We start from the raw sequence: 15,748 nt of genomic DNA on the forward strand, positions 1-15,748 counted from the left end.
GCGGAAGGCGGCAGAGCTGCGCGAGGAAGCTGAGCTTGCGGAGCTGCAGGCAGCGGAAGAACGCGAAGCAAAAGAGGCGAGGGAGCGTACAGCAGCGGAGCTTCGTGAGCAGCTGGAGCGTCTGGGCCGTGAGCGCGAGGAAGAGCGAGCAGCACTGGAGCGGAAGGCGGCAGAGCTGCGCGAGGAAGCTGAGCTTGCGGAGCTGCAGGCAGCGGAAGAACGCGAAGCGAAAGAGGCGAGGGAGCGTACAGCAGCGGAGCTTCGTGAGCAGCTGGAGCGTCTGGGCCGTGAGCGCGAGGAAGAGCGAGCAGCACTGGAGCGGAAGGCGGCAGAGCTGCGCGAGGAAGCCGAGCTTGCGGAGCTGCAGGCAGCGGAAGAGCGCGAAGCGAAAGAGGCGAGGGAGCGTATAGCAGCGGAGCTTCGTGAGCAGCTGGAGCGCCTGGGCCGTGAGCGCGAGGAAGAGCGTGCGGCGCTGGAGCGGAAGGCGGCAGAGCTGCGCGAGGAAGCTGAGCTTGCGGAGCTGCAGGCAGCGGAAGAGCGCGAGGCCAGAGAGCAGACGGCTGCTTCCCTCAGCGGTCGGCTGGAGCAGCTTGAGCAGCAGCGGCTTAGCGAGCAGGAGCGGCTGGAGCAGCAGTATGAGGCCAAGCGTGCCGAGCTGGAGGAAACACTGGAGCGGCTGCATGAAACGCTTGAGCAGCACAGACAGGAGCGTTCCGAGGAGCGTATGGCCGCTGAAGAAGCAGCCGCAGCGATGGAGGCCGTATATAACCGTCTCGTCCGGGAGCATGATAAGCTGAAGGATGAGTACTCCAAGCTTCAGAACGAATACAATGAGTGGATCGAACTAATGGAGCAGAGCTGATAGCTTGTTTGAAAACCCGTATTGGCGGCATACGTATATGCCTGCCGGTGCGGGTTCTTTCATTGCTTTCCGGGCAAAATAAAACAGCCGCCTGCCGGTTTAAGGGCAGACAGCTGCTGTGGAGAGTCTATGCTATTGTACAATCAGCTTGGAGACCATCTTGACATGGCCCACGCCGCAAGGAATGCTGCAGGCGATCTGATATTCACCGGGTTTGTCGAAGGTTACTGTCTTCGGCTTGCCATCAACAAGCTTGATCTCGCCACCTATGTTAACGCCATGGACGCCTTGTACATTCTCAAGCACAATGGTAACAGGCTCTCCCTGCTTGACCACATATTCCTCTTGGTCGAACTCGAAATTGCTTGCCTTGATGACGAGCTCGGTTGCTCCCGCCTCTGTCGTCTCTGTAATTCCGCCGGATGTATGGGTTGAGCCGCCGCTGCTTCCCCCGCCGCACGCTGCGAGTGTCAGCGCGAGAACGGCTGCTGCTGCGATGACGCTAAGTTTCTTGGCCATATATGAAGCCCTCCGTTCATAGCAGTGATTTTTCTCATGCTCATTTATTGTAGATGATTTTGAGGGAAAAATCAGTGACAAACTGTTGAACGCTTGACCACAGCATATACAAACTAGGTTATGTAGAAATCATTTAGAATTTGTAGGATTTGAACGAAAGCTCAGAGCGGGAAAAAAATGAAGGACATCTTCAAAGATCTGGGGCATGGTAGCGTACCGAAAACAACACGAGCGGGTTGAACGATAATTCGTTCAAAAGGGCGTCGCAGTGACCCCAACAGGGGCAGGTTGCATCTTAAGTTATGGGTTTAACTTATACAGCAGCCGCCTTTCGTAACGGAAAGAACGGCTGCTGCTTCAGGCTTCATCTGCCACGGCTGCGTTCACGGCGGCCAGCATCGTAAGGTGTGCTGACGGGTATGAACAGGTCAATAATACCGACAGCCAGAGCGGCCAGAATGGCACCAACCATCGTAACACGTACGTCTCCAACGATAAACTGGGCGACCCATATAACAACGGCACTTGCCAGGAAACCGACGATTCCCCTGCCGAAAGGCGTAACCCGCTTGCCGAAGATGCCTTCAATGACCCAGCCGAGCAGGGCAATGACAACGGCGAGGAACAAGGCGCTCCAGAAGCCGCCGACGGAGAAGCCGGGCACAAGAAAACCTACGATCATCAAGACCAGCGCTGCGACAATAAAGCGAATGACTGTTCCAAGAAATTGCATGGCTTAATGCCCTCCTTGTATTGGAATAATGGATAGGTCCGCATCCAATAGCTTCACCCGAAACCGGCTGAAGCATGTTTGGAAGGTTTCGTCAGCTTACGTGGCGCATGCGCGCGGCTTCCGCTATAATAAGGGACGAGAGGAGTTGTCGGTTTTGGACGGCAAAATTTTGAAGACACTTGAATATTTCAAGATTATCGATAGATTAACGGCTCATACGGCTACGCCGCTGGGTGCGGCCGCCGCGGAGGCGCTTAGGCCAAGTCCCGATCTTGAGGACGTGAAGCGCATGCTTCAGGCAACGGATGAGTCCTATAAGGCCGACAGACTGAAGGGTGCTGCCCCGTTTGGCGGTGTGACGGATATTACGGCGTCTCTTCAGCGGTCCCGGATCGGCGGGATGCTGAATGCGGCTGAGCTGCTGGATATCGCACTGACGGTCAGGGGGGCCCGCCGGGTGAAGCGGCATGTTGTTACGCTTCATGATCAGGACCCGATACCGCTGCTAAACACGCTGGCTGAACAGCTGTCCGAGCACAAGTCTCTGGAAGATGCTATCCTGGACTGCATTGACGAGCAGGCTGCAGTCATGGACAAGGCGAGTACGGAGCTGGCAGCCATCAGGCGTGAGCTGCGCAGCGGGGAGTCGCGCGTCAGGGAGAAGCTGGAGCAGATGATCCGGTCGTCCTCCGTGCAGAAGATGCTGCAGGATGCCATTATTACGATCCGGGGAGACCGGTATGTGATCCCGGTCAAGCAGGAGTACCGCGGCAATTTTGGCGGAATCGTTCATGACCAGTCCGGTTCGGGCGCAACCCTGTTCATTGAACCGGAAGCGATTGTGCAGATGAATAACCGCCTGCGCGAGCTCCGTCTTTCGGAGGAGCGGGAGATCGAGAAAATTCTGCGGCGCCTTACAGCGTTGACTGCTGAGTATGAGAGTGATCTGAGAGCAGACCTGGATGTGCTCGGTCAGCTGGATTTTGCGTTTGCCAAAGCAAGGCTTGCCCATGAGATGAAAGCGTCGCTGCCCCGGATGAATGACCGCGGCTTCATTAAGCTGAAGAAGGGCAGACATCCGCTGCTGGCGCAGGACGCGGTTGTCCCGCTTGATGTGGAGCTTGGCAACCAGTATTCGGCGATTATTGTGACCGGACCTAATACCGGCGGCAAGACGGTATCGCTGAAGACAATCGGCCTGCTCAGCCTGATGGCCATGTCGGGCATGTTCGTCCCGGCGGAGGATGGCAGCCAGCTGTGTGTGTTCGATGCCATCTACGCGGATATTGGCGATGAGCAGAGCATTGAGCAGAACCTGAGTACATTTTCCAGCCACTTGACCAATATCATCCGCATCCTGAAGTCGATGACACCGAAGAGTCTGGTTCTTCTGGATGAGCTGGGAGCGGGTACCGATCCGGCTGAAGGCTCGGCGCTTGCAATTGCGATTCTGGAGCATATCCACAAGCTCGGCAGCCGGCTCGTAGCCACCACCCACTACAGCGAGCTTAAAGCTTACGCATACAACCGCAAAGGCATTATCAATGCGAGCATGGAATTCGACGTTCAGACCTTGAGTCCCACGTACCGGCTTCTGGTCGGCGTACCGGGACGCAGTAATGCGTTCGCAATCGCTGAGCGGCTTGGACTGTCACGGAGCATAATTGAACACGCCCGCGGTGAAGTGAGCGAAGAAGACATGCGCGTAGAGAATATGATCGCTTCTCTGGAGGAGGACCGCCTTGGTGCTGAGACAGAGCGGCAGTCAGCCGAGCGGCTCCGGGAGGAGATGGAGAAGCTGAAGGCCAGACATGCGGCAGAGCTCAAGAAGTTTGAGGAGCAGCGCGACCGGATGATGGCCAAAGCGGAAGAGCAGGCTCATGAAGCTGTTGCCAAAGCCAAACGCGAGGCAGAGCAGATTATTGCGGACCTGCGCAAGCTTGCCTTGGAGGAAGGGGCTTCCGTCAAGGAGCATAAGCTGATCGAGGCCAGGCGCAGGCTCGAAGAGGCGGCTCCGAAGGCAGACAAGCCGAAGAAGCCTTCCGCTGCCCGAGCCGACAAACCGCAGAAGATCGAGCCTGGCGATGAAGTGCGGGTATACAGCCTCGGGCAAAAGGGTCATGTGGTGGATATCGGCGCATCTGAAGCCACTGTGCAGCTGGGCATATTGAAAATGAAGGTGAGCTTTGACGATCTGGAGCTTGTGAAGGCAGCTGTGAAGGAGCAGCCCAAGCAGGCAGCGAGCTTGAAGCGGTCTAGAGATGACAGCGTTCGGACGGAGCTGGATTTGCGCGGCTCGAATCTGGAGGAGGCCCTGCTCGAGGTTGACCGCTTCCTGGATGATGCATTCCTGTCCAATATGGGCCAGGTCTACATTATTCATGGCAAGGGCACAGGCGTCCTTCGCTCAGGTATTCAGGATTATCTTCGCCGACACAGGCTGATCAAGAGCTTCAGGCTCGGTAATTATGGTGAGGGCGGCGATGGTGTAACCGTCGTTGAACTGAGCTGAGAGAGCCTGAAGGCTGCGGCTGGGAGGAGAGACAAGAATGGTTCACGCTGTTGATGCGCTGCTGGATAACCCGTATTTTGAGACACTTGCGTACTTGTCGGTTGCTGTACTTGCTCTGATTGTCTTCTTGTACATCTTTGAGGTTGTCACCCGGTATAATTGCTGGGAAGAGATCCGCAAGGGCAATCTGGCTGTAGCTATGGCAACCGGAGGCAAAATATTTGGCATATGCAACATATTCCGCTTCTCAATAGAGGCGGGCGATACCGTATACGAAAGCATGATTTGGGCCGCCTTCGGCTTTGTTCTGCTGCTGGCTGCCTATTTCCTGTTTGAATTCATGACACCCGTTTTCCGGATTGACGAGGAAATCGAGAAGGACAACAAGGCTGTAGGCTTTATTGCCATGGTATTATCTGTTTCGCTTTCCTACGTTATCGGGGCTGCGGTCATTTTCTAACCATCATAAAGGAGTTACAAGCATTGAAGTATTTATGGGGTACACTGTTCGTTCTGGCGCTGCTGTTTGTTGTAATTGGCGTTATCTATTGGATTGGAATGGAAGAAGAGGGGGAGAACACAGATGGAAGAACCGGTCATTTGTCCGTGGTGTCATACGGAGATCGTCTGGGATGAGGAGCTCGGTCCTGAGGAGCACTGCCCGCACTGCGAGAATGAATTGAATGCCTATCGCACGATCAGTCTGGAGCTGGATGGAGAAGATGAGGATGACGCATCCGGAAAATCCCAACTGAAGGAACGGCAATCGCGTTATGGCAGGGAAGAAGAGCAGGAGGAAATGGATGAGTTTCCTTACGGCGGCTACCGGGAGATTAGTCCTGCGCAGATGATGCTGCAGGGGAAAGTGGAAGCGATCCTTGATGGACAGGATGAAGTGCCTGAATGCCCCTCCTGCCGCGAATACATGCTGGAAGCCGGCGTTCAGGCGATCGGGCCCGAAGGCTTTACGGCCAAGGTTGACAAGCAGAGCGGCGCCGCCCTGCTGGAAGCCCCCTTCGAGGTCATCTGGTACGTCTGCCCTTCCTGCTTCCAAACATCGAGCCGTCTGGCCGGGGCAGACAGGGAGAAGCTGCTAAAACGTATAGCGGCGAGTGAGACAACGGAATAACAGAACATTATAAATTCCAGTTACTGGACAGCATGCCTTCCTTCCTCCCGGGGTATCTTACCTGAGGTATACACGGAACGGGGGGCATGCATATGGAGCAGGGAAAGCATACGGTACGTTCCCGCCTTGCTGCTGCGGCTTACCGCTTGCCGAGAACAGGCGGGGGAGCAGGCAGGCAGGAGGACAATCCGGAAGCTGCCGGCAAGCTGGACAAGCAGGCTGTTCTTCTGCTGATTGTCCAAAGCCTGCATGGCATCGCAACAGCGCTTTCAGGTACGTTTGTGCCCGTGTATCTGTGGAAGGCAAGTCAATCCTTCAGCGCAATCGGGTGGTTTACCCTTAGCCAGCACCTGATATCAGGCTTGACCTTCTGGCTGGTGGGCAAATGGGTGAAGGAATATAACAAGATGAATAGTCTAAGGGCGGGAGTAGTGCTATCCGGCCTTTTCTATTCCAGTGTGCTGCTGCTCGGCAAGCAGGCTGCACAGTACGTCATTCCGCTTGGCATGCTTAATGGAGTGGGGCTAGGATTTTTCTGGATGGCTTATAATGTCGTCTATTTTGAAATCACCGAACCGGATAACCGGGACCGGTTCAACGGGTGGGCAGGTCTGCTTGGTTCGGGAGCAGGAATTATAGCTCCATGGCTTTCCGGGCTTGTGATCGGTCTGATGAGCGGAGACCAGGGCTACCGGATTATTTTTACGGTATCACTGGTCATATTCGGTATCGCTACACTGCTCAGCTTCTTCTTGGCCAAGCGGGAATCAGTAGGCAAATATGAGTGGCTCTACGGATTTCGAGAGCTCGGCAGGAAGGGGAGTCTGTGGCGAAGTGTTACGTCTGCCCTCTTCATGCAGGGAATGCGTGAAGGGCTGTTTATGTTTCTGCTCGGCCTGCTGGTATTCCTGTCAACCGGGAAAGAACAAAGCCTAGGGAACTTCACCTTCTGGACCTCACTTGTAGGACTTATGAGCTTCTTATTGGTTGGCAGACGGCTGAATCCCCGCAACAGGAGTAAGGCCATGCTTGTCGGAACGGCTATTCTTGCGGCGTCAACAGCACTGCTGCTGGCAGGGACTGAATTTTATACTTTACTGGCGCTCGGTGTGGCAATTGCGATATTTATGCCGCTTTATGTTATCCCTATGACGTCGGCTGTGTTTGATATGATCGGATCAACGAGGGAAAGCGCGGTACACCGGGAGGAGCTGATTGTGCTGCGGGAGGCCGCCTTGATTACAGGACGGGCCGCGGGTCTAATTATCTTCCTCTCCGTTGTCACGGCTACCGATTCCAAGGCGGCGCTGACCTGGCTGCTTATAGCGGTTGGCGCTGCTCCCCTGCCCGCCTGGCTGTTCATGCGCAGGCTGCTGACCCGTTCGGCAAGCAGTCGGCCAACCTGAGGAATAAGCTCAGCAATAGTGTTAAGGCTGGGAGGAGATATGTGAGATGGTACGTGTTGTAAACAGCGTAGCGGAATTAATTGGGAATACCCCGGCGGTGAGGCTGCGTCAGGCGCCTCCAGGCTCAGCTGAGCTGCTGGTTAAGCTCGAACGCTTCAATCCTAGCGGGAGCGTCAAGGACCGTGCCGCCTATTCACTGATCCGGGCAGTGGAGGAGAGCGGCCACCTCCAGCCTGGAGGCACGATTATTGAGCCGACAAGCGGCAATACGGGTATCGGCCTGGCCATGAATGCAGCGGTTCGGGGATACCGCCTGATTCTGGTAATGCCGGATAATATGACAATTGAGAGAATCCGGCTTGTCCGGGCTTATGGAGCGGAAGTTGTGCTGACGCCTGCGGCTGAACGCATGCCCGGTGCTATCCGCAAAGCACTGGAACTGCAGGCGGAAATCCCGGGCAGTATCATACCGAATCAGTTCGAGAATACGGCCAACCCGGCCATACACCGCACAACAACTGCGGAGGAAATCCTGCGGCAGACTGAAGGCAGGCTGGATGCCTTTGTCGCAACTGCCGGTACGGGAGGAACGATTACCGGGACCGGTGAGGCTTTGAAGGAACGTTTGCCGGATTTGTACATTGCTGTAGTAGAGCCGGAAGGCTCGCCCGTTCTGTCCGGCGGCTGCCCTGGGCCCCATAAGCTTGTCGGCACGAGTCCTGGTTTCGTCCCTGCCATTCTCAATACTGGCATCTACAATGAGATCGTACAGGTAACGGATGATGATGCGCTGGGTACAATGAAAATGCTGGCCAGGCAGGAGGGGCTGCTGCTGGGTCCATCGTCAGGTGCCTCTGTCTGGGCTGCGATGCGGATCGCCCAGCGGCTTGGGCCTGGCAAGCGGGTACTGTGCATCGCTCCGGATACCGGGGAACGTTACTTGAGCATGGATATTTTCTAAACCCAGCGCTTCAGCTCTCCTTGAATAATTCGCCGTCTTTCCCGGATATACTGCCGGATGAAGGACGGCTCTTTTGCATATTCCTGATAGCTGAACGGCCTTGTTGGATCCATGCGGACGGCAGGGGTTATTGTCCGGTACATGCTATCTACGACGGAGTTTATGGCAGAGGTGTTGAAGGGGTGACGCAGCAGTCTGCGCAGCAGCTTGCGGTAGGCAGACCTGTTGGCGGGAATAGAGAGAACCTTCCTAGTCAGTCTGTTATACCCCCTGATGCTTACCAGTCGGCTGCCGCATGGCTTGCCGAAGCAGTTGCGCCCCCATGTGCCCTCATAATCCCAGGGTATGATCCGGTATTTTCCAGAGCGGGCTTCCTCGTACAGGGCATAGTTTTGCTCAAAGCCGTCATAGTTTCCGGTTAATACCGCACCGGCCAGCCACCCTAAATAATTGCGGATATCCAGCTTGTGAAGAAGTATTCGCTGCAGCTTGGGACCGCTAAGAAGGTTGATGGAGCGGATAAATTGTTCCAGCCTGCGAACTGCCGCTGTTCCGCCTGCCACAAGCTCGTAACCGGAAAGATGAGCGGGGCCGCTGCTCCGGCTCGAGGGCAGGGAGAAGTCTGCATGATCATTGACCGCATACAGGATGGAACGGAATTGAATCCCCCGTGAGGCGAAGAAAGCCGTTGAGACAGCTTCGATCTCAAGATAAACGCCGAGCGGCTGGCCGTTGACCATGAGCTGGAAGTGGCGGGTTTTAGGCGCGGGAACCCCAATTCTGTTAAAGAAGTGGAAGGATAATGCGTTGCGGATCATGGAGGGATCTTCGTATTCCGCATTCCAATGAAAGGTATGGCCGCCTTTTATCCGCAGCTCGTAAGATTTCTTGGGACAGCTCCTGGTATGTCCGCCACGGACCATCAGAACAGCTTGATATACCCGCCTGCCGCTTGTCACACTGACAGGTATACGGATTGATTCGGAAGAATTCCGGTGAATAAGCGCCCATTGAGAGGGCAGGACGGATAGGTGCCGGACGGGCAGCGGGTTGGGGGCGGAAGTCATACAGTTTCCCTCCTGGGTTGGTACGAATGGTTACACACAAAAGCCTATCGTCATTGGACGATAGGCTTTTGTAGTAAACAGCATATTCGGATTACTGCTCGCCCGTTCCGCTCTCATTGGTCACGTACCAATGCGAAGGCCAGTTGCCCTGCTGGTAAGGCCAGTCAATAGTCTGACCGGGCTGGCTGCCAGCCGATCTGCCAGCCGATCTGCCAGCCGATCTGCCAGCTGACCGGCCAGTCGAGCGGCTGCCTGCACTTTGCTGCCCAGCGGAACGCTGTCCTCCCGAGCGACCGCCGGCGGAATGTCCGGCCGCCGGAGTGTCGCTTCCCGGAAGCAGCTGCTGCACAGGCGCGCCCCATATGCTGTCTTGGAATTGGGGAATTCCTACCGATTGGGCAGGAGCCTGGGTGCCTCTGCTTGCAGCGCCTATGCTTTTGTTCAGAACAGGCGATTTAACCTTTTTCTTGACCGTACGCTTACCAGTTATTTTCTTAGGCTTTCTCTTAATAGCCATGAATGTGATGCCTCCTTCCTTGTCCTCTATAAACTATGAATCAAATGTGAGCGGGTAAACGGGCAATTCGCATATTTTACAAGAAACAGGCAGCATCCCGGTCCGATCAAGCTTGTCCCACATATCGTTATAGGAGAAAGGCTGGGATGAAGGAGGCCACGCAGGAGATGACTGTTACCGGAAAGGAATGGCTCCAGTGTCAGGTCGAATTGCAGCTGGCAGGTGCGGAAAAGACACTTCTGGGAACATTGGCTGAGCTGGGGACTGACATGGCGGTGGTGGTGCATAGCAGCGGGAAGCCGTTCTATGTTCCTCTTCCTCAGATCAGAAGAATGAAGCTTAAGGAGCAGTGTGCCAATCCCTGCGACGGGCTAGTGGAGAAGGCAATAGCGGAGTACCCGGACTTGCTCGGCAGAGCCCGTACAGAAGGTAATGCAATTTCATACCGGAAGATGCTCCTTCACGCGAAAGGTATGTTCACGGAAGCAGTGCTGAACGGAGCGAATGCGGTCTTAAGCGGCTATTTGTCTAGCATCATGAATGACTACCTGGTCTTTTATTCCCCGGTATGGCAAACCGTTATGGTCCGGCTTGACCGGATCTGCTATATTTCTCCCTTCAGGGAAGGGGCAGCCCCATTCAATCTGCCGCCGGAGCAGCTGCCGCTTCGCCCGTCTTCCTTGACGCTTGCCCGGGCGTTTGAGCAGCAGCTGCAGAAGATGGCGGGGCGGGTCGTTTCCTTTAATCTGGATACAGGGCGAGGAGCAACAGGCATGCTTATCCGTGCAGAGGATAAGATGATTTGGCTGTGTACGGTAACGGGCCGGATGGAATGGCTGCATGCAAGCAGTATTAGCAGTGTGCATCTGCCTTAGAGCAGGACGGCTGCCAGGTCATTGAAAGTTTTGGCGTCCCTACGGGCGCATACATATTCCGCCAGCAGGCGGGAATCCTACTCGTGCAGGATTAATTTGGATGCCGGAAGGGGGAGAAAGCATGATGCAGATGACGGTTAAGGAACTGGAATATATCGCAGACTCGCTGTCGAACGAGAATTTGCTCATCAAGCAGTGTGCCGTGGCAGCAGCGGCAGCAGGAAACCCGGCGATCCGTCAGACCTGTTCGCAGATGATTGAGGTGCACAGACAGCATTACGCATTGCTTCTTAACATGCTTGAGCAGCATCAACAGACTGCTCCTGGCCATTAAGCAGGATTAGACAAGCTCTGAATAACGGAAGGAAGATGAACGTGGAACATACCAGATCGCAAAACAATTTGCAGCAGTACCAGCAGAATATGATGCGCCAGCTTCATAATCAGACCTTGGAGCAGCCTGGACAGAACCGGCAGCAGACTGAAGATAACAGGCCGATTCCTTATGCATCGTCTGTCGTCCAGCATTATAATCAGGCGGACAGCGGCCGCAGCCATTACCAGGGCAATCAGCATAACAGCGGCCAGCACACTGTACAACAGCAACAGCAGCAACAGCAAGGCATGCAGCAGCATTACAGCCAGCACTACAGCCAGCAGTATACCGGCCAGGTTCATGCTCCAGAAGACCAGCATCGTCAGGCATTAATGTCAGATGCTGATATGGCGGGAACTATTCTTGCGGACCTGAAGCGGGTATCCCGCGAATATGCGACAGCTGTCACGGAGGCCGCTTGCCCGGAAATCAGAAGAGGGTTCAATGACCTTCTGTCAAGCACGCTGCAGCTTCAGGGAAAGCTGTATGAACTGATGCGCGACCAGCACATGTACAGCACGCCTTCAGCAGCGGCACGGAATGAGATTTCCAGCAAGCTGGAGAACAATCGTAATGAAGCTGGCCAGACCGAGCACTACCTTCATCAGCTGGGGCTTCTGGGCGGCGTATCGCATGCCTTGCAGCCTTACGCGGTTACAGAGGCGAATGACGGACGGCGTCCTGGGACAGAGGGCAGCCATCAACCAGTATACATGTAAGCAAGGAACCGGCCGGCTGCTTCTCTGAAGAGGGCGACGGCCGGTTTCTTTTGACTTCATAATTATTACATAACAGGTAAAATAGTCAAAAGTCCCGGCCTGCTGCACGCATCTGAAAACTGTGGCGGAAATCTGCTTGTGATTTCGACAAAATACGACCGAAACCAGCGTCTATCCCGCCGATAGTCTTGTTTGTTTTTCGTTTAAGCGGGCCGTTCGAAGCAACTTTCCCGGAGGGTTTTTTTATTTTGCAGAAAACGTGCTATCGTTGTAATATAGGAATAACAATTGCAGACGGTAGCAGGAGGGTGCAGAAAGTGGATGAATTGAAACGTAAAGTTCTTGAGCTGTTGAAGGAAGACGCCAGAAGAGATACGGCTCTCATTGCCACGATGCTGGGTGTGCCGGAGGATCAGGTAGCGAAGGCTGTCAAGGAAATGGAAGACGACCATGTCATCGTCAAGTATACTGCGGTTGTGAATGGCAGCAAGGTGGATAACGATAAGGTAACGGCGTTGATTGAAGTTCAGATTACACCGGAACGCGGCCGCGGATTTGACTACCTCGCAGAACGCATCTACCTGTACCCGGAAGTGAAATCCGTTTATCTGATGTCAGGCGCCTATGATCTTCTCGTCGAGGTAGAGGGGAAAAACCTGAAGGAAGTGGCTTCCTTCGTATCGAACAAATTGTCTCCGCTGGAGTCGATATTATCAACCAAGACTTTCTTCATTCTCAAAAAATACAAACAGGACGGCATAATCTTCGAAGAGACCGAAGGCGATCATCGTCTGGTCATATCGCCGTAAAGGGTGGTTCCCATGATGAACGAGACAGTACGGCAGCCTCTGCAGCAGCGGGGGTCCATGACCGAATATTTGAATAAAGAGGCGCGTGCGATCAAGCCCTCGGGAATCCGCAAGTTTTTTGATCTTGTCAGCGGACGCAAGGACATCATAACGCTTGGGGTTGGCGAACCTGATTTTATAACCCCGTGGCATGTGCGTGAAGCCTGTGTATACTCGCTGGAGAGAGGCAAGACCCAGTACACATCCAATGCCGGCATGCCCGAGCTTCGTGAAGCGATTGGCCAATACCTGAACGACCGGTTTGCCGTTCCTTACGATCCGGCCAAGGAAATTCTCGTAACAGTAGGCGGCAGCGAGGCGATTGATCTTGCGCTGCGTGCGCTTGTGGCGCCAGGTGATGAAATACTGATCCCCGAGCCTTGCTACATCTCGTATTCGCCGATTACGGCGCTTGGCGGCGGCGTGCCGGTTGGGGTTGAAACCTTTGCCAAGGATAACTTCAAGCTTCGTGCTGACCAGCTGGAAGCGGCGATTACTCCCCGTTCGAAGGTACTGATCCTGTGCTACCCGAGCAATCCGACCGGCGGAACAATGACCCGTGAGGACTGGCTGCCGATCGCTGAACTGGTGGAGAAGCATGACCTGATTGTCATCTCGGATGAAATCTACGCAGAGCTTACTTATGATTCCAATCATGTCAGCTTTGCCTCGCTTCCTGGCATGAAGGACCGTACTATACTGGTCAGCGGCTTCTCGAAGGCATTTGCCATGACAGGCTGGCGGATGGGTTATGCATGCGGCCACCAGGATCTGATCGGGGCGATGCTGAAAATTCACCAGTACACGGTCATGTGTGCACCTGTTATGGGCCAGGTAGCAGCGCTTGAAGCGCTCACGAACGGTATGGAAGAGAAGGACCGGATGGTGGAATCCTATAACCAGCGGCGGCGCCTGATCGTGAAAGGGTTCCGCGAGATTGGGCTGGAATGCCACGAGCCGCAGGGCGCCTTCTATGCCTTCCCATCAATTCAATCTACTGGTCTGGATTCCGAGACGTTTGCTGAGCGGCTTCTGCTTGAAGCGAAGGTTGCTGCTGTTCCCGGCAATGTATTCGGACTTGGGGGAGAAGGACATCTGCGCTGTTCCTACGCAACTTCCGTTGCGCAGCTGACAGAGGCATTGGAGAAAATTGGAGAGTTTGTCGAAAAAGTCAAGAAATCTTGAAATTTTTGATAGGCAATCCGGTCTCTAACCTGATATAATTTAACAAAGTTATGCAGATCGTGATGTCGCTTGCGCAGCAGGAGCCAGGGAGGGAGAGACAATGCCACATACCGGGAAGGACCGGCCATCGACAGGCCGGAACGGACGGACAGCCAGAACGTTGTCTTCACCCATTCATTCACTGGAGGATGAAATCTACGTGCTGCGGAGGAAGATGGAGATGACCTATCTGGAGGAAGCGTCCTTCAGTGCGGACAGGGTCATTGAACTCAGCCGGAAGCTGGATATCAAGATTAACGAATATATGCGGTACAAGCAGCTGTGCTCAAACGGCTGAGCAGCTGTGCCGCCAATGGAAGCTCCCGCTGGGAGCTTCTTTTGTATGAACAGGAGAATGGGGCGGGACGGATATGCTATAGTGGTATTTATAAGGATTGAGATTGTTTACATACTGAGAGGAGCGGTAAAGCCAATGAAATTATATACTCGCACTGGCGATAAGGGACAAACCTCAATTAAAGGCGGACGGGTCAGCAAGGATGATGTCCGGATTGAGGCATATGGCACAATTGATGAGCTGAACGCTTTCGTAGGACAGACGGCTGCAGTCCTGGGACGTTCCGGCAAGCTGGATGACCTTGCTGCAGAGCTGATCGGTATCCAGCAGGAGCTGTTCGACTGCGGTTCGGATTTGGCTTTTGCCAAAGAGCCTTCCGTTTACAAGGTTGGTCCTGAGCCGGCTGCCAGACTGGAAGAGAGAATTGACGTCCTAATTACGGAGGCGCCGGAAATTACAAGGTTTATTCTTCCTGGGGGCTCCGAAGAGGCATCGCTGCTGCATGTTTGCCGTACCGTGTGCCGGCGTGCTGAACGAAGAGTGGTTACCCTGGCTGCCGAGCATGAAATTAATGGTGAGGCAGCGAAATATATCAACCGGCTGTCGGATTACTTCTTCGCAGCGGCCCGGGCTGCCAATGCCCGCTTAAGCGTACCGGATGTCGAGTATGTCCGCAGTGCGGAAGTATTCCGCAAGCCAAAATCCAAATGACGGACAAGTATTACAGCCCGATAACCTGGACAGTTGGCCCGGAGGATTCGGGCAAGCAGGTGAGGACGGTACTGGAGCGCAGGCTTGGCGTTTCCCGCAAGCTGCTGTCCCGACTGAAGCTGACGGAGGAAGGGCTTACCCTCAATGGCGGGCGGGTATATACCACGGCGTTGGTAGAAGAAGGGGACGAGCTGGCGCTGCGGATGGAGCGCGAGCAGTCAGACGACATTTTACCGCAGGAGATGCCGCTTGATATCGTCTATGAGGATGAATACCTCCTGCTTGTCAACAAGGAGGCCGGTGTGATTGTGCATCCGACGCACGGCCATTATACGGGCACGCTGGCTAACGGCATTGTTCATCACTGGCGGCAGAAGGGGGAGACGGTCCGTTTCCGTCCGATTCACCGGCTGGATCAGGAAACGTCGGGGCTTGTCGCCGTCGCCAAGAATCCCTACATTCATCAGCAGCTGTCCGAGCAAATGCAGCGGGGAGAGATTGGCAAGTCATATATTGCCTTCGTCTTTGGCAGGCCCGAGCCATCAGCTGCTACCATTGATGCGCCGATTGACCGGAATCCGGACGATCCTCACTACCGTATTGTCACACCATCAGGCTACCGGTCTGTCACGCATTATCAGACACTTGCAGTGTATGGAAAAGAGGAAGCCTCGAAGGTTGCGCTGCAGCTTGAGACGGGCCGTACTCATCAGATTCGGGTTCATATGCAGCATATCGGCTGCGCGCTGCTTGGAGATAAAATGTACCACCCGGCGGTTGAGAATCAAGCTGAGTTAAGAGAACGTGCAGAGCAGCTGATTACACGCCATTGCCTGCATGCGGCAGAGCTGTCCTTCACGCATCCAATGACAAGGCAGCAGATGATCTTCCAGGCCCGTCTGCCCGAGGATCTTCGGCTACTGGAGCATGAGCTGCGCAAGCTGGAACAGCCGGCACAGCAGTGACAACGATAATTTTTTGAAGGGAAGGA

The 15,748-nt window shown here is 54.6% G+C and carries 18 protein-coding genes and 1 pseudogene; 15 read left to right on the plus strand and 4 right to left on the minus strand.

Annotated features, from left to right (window positions below):
• Positions 1–862 (plus strand): annotated as a pseudogene (locus DNH61_RS26430) (hypothetical protein); the annotation flags it as partial.
• A gap of 132 nt (positions 863–994) precedes the next feature.
• On the opposite strand, the gene DNH61_RS14415 reads toward DNH61_RS26430, so the two are convergent.
• Positions 995–1,381, minus strand: coding sequence for a cupredoxin domain-containing protein (locus DNH61_RS14415; RefSeq protein ID WP_111147386.1), 387 nt, complete (start codon positions 1,379–1,381; stop codon positions 995–997).
• A gap of 364 nt (positions 1,382–1,745) precedes the next feature.
• Entirely contained in the window at positions 1,746–2,114 is a 369-nt protein-coding gene (locus DNH61_RS14420; protein WP_111147387.1) for a phage holin family protein, read from the minus strand.
• A 154-nt stretch (positions 2,115–2,268) separates the two neighbouring features.
• On the opposite strand from DNH61_RS14420, the gene DNH61_RS14425 reads away from it, so the two are divergent.
• The 6 genes from DNH61_RS14425 (at position 2,269) to cysK (ending at position 8,122) form a co-directional block, all read left to right on the plus strand.
• Positions 2,269–4,626 carry an endonuclease MutS2 gene (locus DNH61_RS14425; protein ID WP_111147388.1) on the plus strand — a complete coding sequence of 786 codons (2,358 nt, stop codon included), beginning with the start codon at positions 2,269–2,271 and terminating at the stop codon, positions 4,624–4,626.
• A 37-nt stretch (positions 4,627–4,663) separates the two neighbouring features.
• A complete protein-coding gene (locus tag DNH61_RS14430; RefSeq protein ID WP_111147389.1) occupies positions 4,664–5,086 on the plus strand; it encodes a DUF350 domain-containing protein in 423 nt (140 codons plus the stop codon).
• 23 nt (positions 5,087–5,109) lie between these two features.
• Positions 5,110–5,262 (plus strand): hypothetical protein, encoded by a 153-nt coding sequence (locus DNH61_RS26435; protein WP_181438719.1) that lies wholly within the window; start codon positions 5,110–5,112, stop codon positions 5,260–5,262.
• Positions 5,210–5,755, plus strand: coding sequence for a hypothetical protein (locus tag DNH61_RS14435; RefSeq protein WP_111147390.1), 546 nt, complete (start codon positions 5,210–5,212; stop codon positions 5,753–5,755). Before DNH61_RS26435 ends, DNH61_RS14435 begins: the two co-directional genes overlap by 53 nt.
• 92 nt (positions 5,756–5,847) lie before the next feature.
• A complete protein-coding gene (locus DNH61_RS14440; RefSeq protein WP_111147391.1) occupies positions 5,848–7,161 on the plus strand; it encodes an MFS transporter in 1,314 nt (437 codons plus the stop codon).
• Between the two features lie 46 nt (positions 7,162–7,207).
• Complete coding sequence (gene cysK, locus DNH61_RS14445) at positions 7,208–8,122, plus strand: cysteine synthase A (protein ID WP_111147392.1); 915 nt, start codon at positions 7,208–7,210, stop codon at positions 8,120–8,122.
• Here the strand turns inward: cysK and DNH61_RS14450 are convergent.
• A complete protein-coding gene (locus tag DNH61_RS14450) occupies positions 8,119–9,189 on the minus strand; it encodes a CotH kinase family protein (RefSeq protein ID WP_111147393.1) in 1,071 nt (356 codons plus the stop codon). The genes cysK and DNH61_RS14450 overlap by 4 nt on opposite strands.
• A 91-nt stretch (positions 9,190–9,280) precedes the next feature.
• Positions 9,281–9,706 carry a hypothetical protein gene (locus DNH61_RS14455; protein WP_111147394.1) on the minus strand — a complete coding sequence of 142 codons (426 nt, stop codon included), beginning with the start codon at positions 9,704–9,706 and terminating at the stop codon, positions 9,281–9,283.
• 146 nt (positions 9,707–9,852) lie between these two features.
• On the opposite strand from DNH61_RS14455, the gene DNH61_RS14460 reads away from it, so the two are divergent.
• The 8 genes from DNH61_RS14460 (at position 9,853) to DNH61_RS14500 (ending at position 15,722) form a co-directional block, all read left to right on the plus strand.
• Positions 9,853–10,581, plus strand: coding sequence for a hypothetical protein (locus DNH61_RS14460; RefSeq protein WP_111147395.1), 729 nt, complete (start codon positions 9,853–9,855; stop codon positions 10,579–10,581).
• Between the two features lie 121 nt (positions 10,582–10,702).
• Positions 10,703–10,915 (plus strand): hypothetical protein, encoded by a 213-nt coding sequence (locus DNH61_RS14465; protein WP_111147446.1) that lies wholly within the window; start codon positions 10,703–10,705, stop codon positions 10,913–10,915.
• Between the two features lie 41 nt (positions 10,916–10,956).
• Complete coding sequence (locus DNH61_RS26790; RefSeq protein ID WP_245948185.1) at positions 10,957–11,676, plus strand: spore coat protein; 720 nt, start codon at positions 10,957–10,959, stop codon at positions 11,674–11,676.
• Positions 11,677–11,993: 317 nt separating this feature from the next.
• Positions 11,994–12,485 carry an Lrp/AsnC family transcriptional regulator gene (locus tag DNH61_RS14480; RefSeq protein ID WP_111147398.1) on the plus strand — a complete coding sequence of 164 codons (492 nt, stop codon included), beginning with the start codon at positions 11,994–11,996 and terminating at the stop codon, positions 12,483–12,485.
• Positions 12,486–12,542: 57 nt separating this feature from the next.
• Complete coding sequence (locus DNH61_RS14485; RefSeq protein ID WP_245948188.1) at positions 12,543–13,709, plus strand: aminotransferase class I/II-fold pyridoxal phosphate-dependent enzyme; 1,167 nt, start codon at positions 12,543–12,545, stop codon at positions 13,707–13,709.
• 100 nt (positions 13,710–13,809) lie between these two features.
• Positions 13,810–14,046, plus strand: coding sequence for an aspartyl-phosphate phosphatase Spo0E family protein (locus DNH61_RS14490; protein WP_111147400.1), 237 nt, complete (start codon positions 13,810–13,812; stop codon positions 14,044–14,046).
• A gap of 135 nt (positions 14,047–14,181) precedes the next feature.
• Positions 14,182–14,757, plus strand: a complete 576-nt coding sequence (locus DNH61_RS14495) for a cob(I)yrinic acid a,c-diamide adenosyltransferase (RefSeq protein ID WP_111147447.1) — start codon at positions 14,182–14,184, stop codon at positions 14,755–14,757.
• Entirely contained in the window at positions 14,754–15,722 is a 969-nt protein-coding gene (locus tag DNH61_RS14500; RefSeq protein WP_111147401.1) for an RluA family pseudouridine synthase, read from the plus strand. The genes DNH61_RS14495 and DNH61_RS14500 overlap by 4 nt, the downstream gene beginning before the upstream one ends.
• Positions 15,723–15,748: the final 26 nt, after the last annotated feature.

It is taken from the genome of Paenibacillus sambharensis, assembly GCF_003233845.1.
GTDB classification, from domain to species: Bacteria; Bacillota; Bacilli; order Paenibacillales; family Paenibacillaceae; genus Paenibacillus_I; species Paenibacillus_I sambharensis.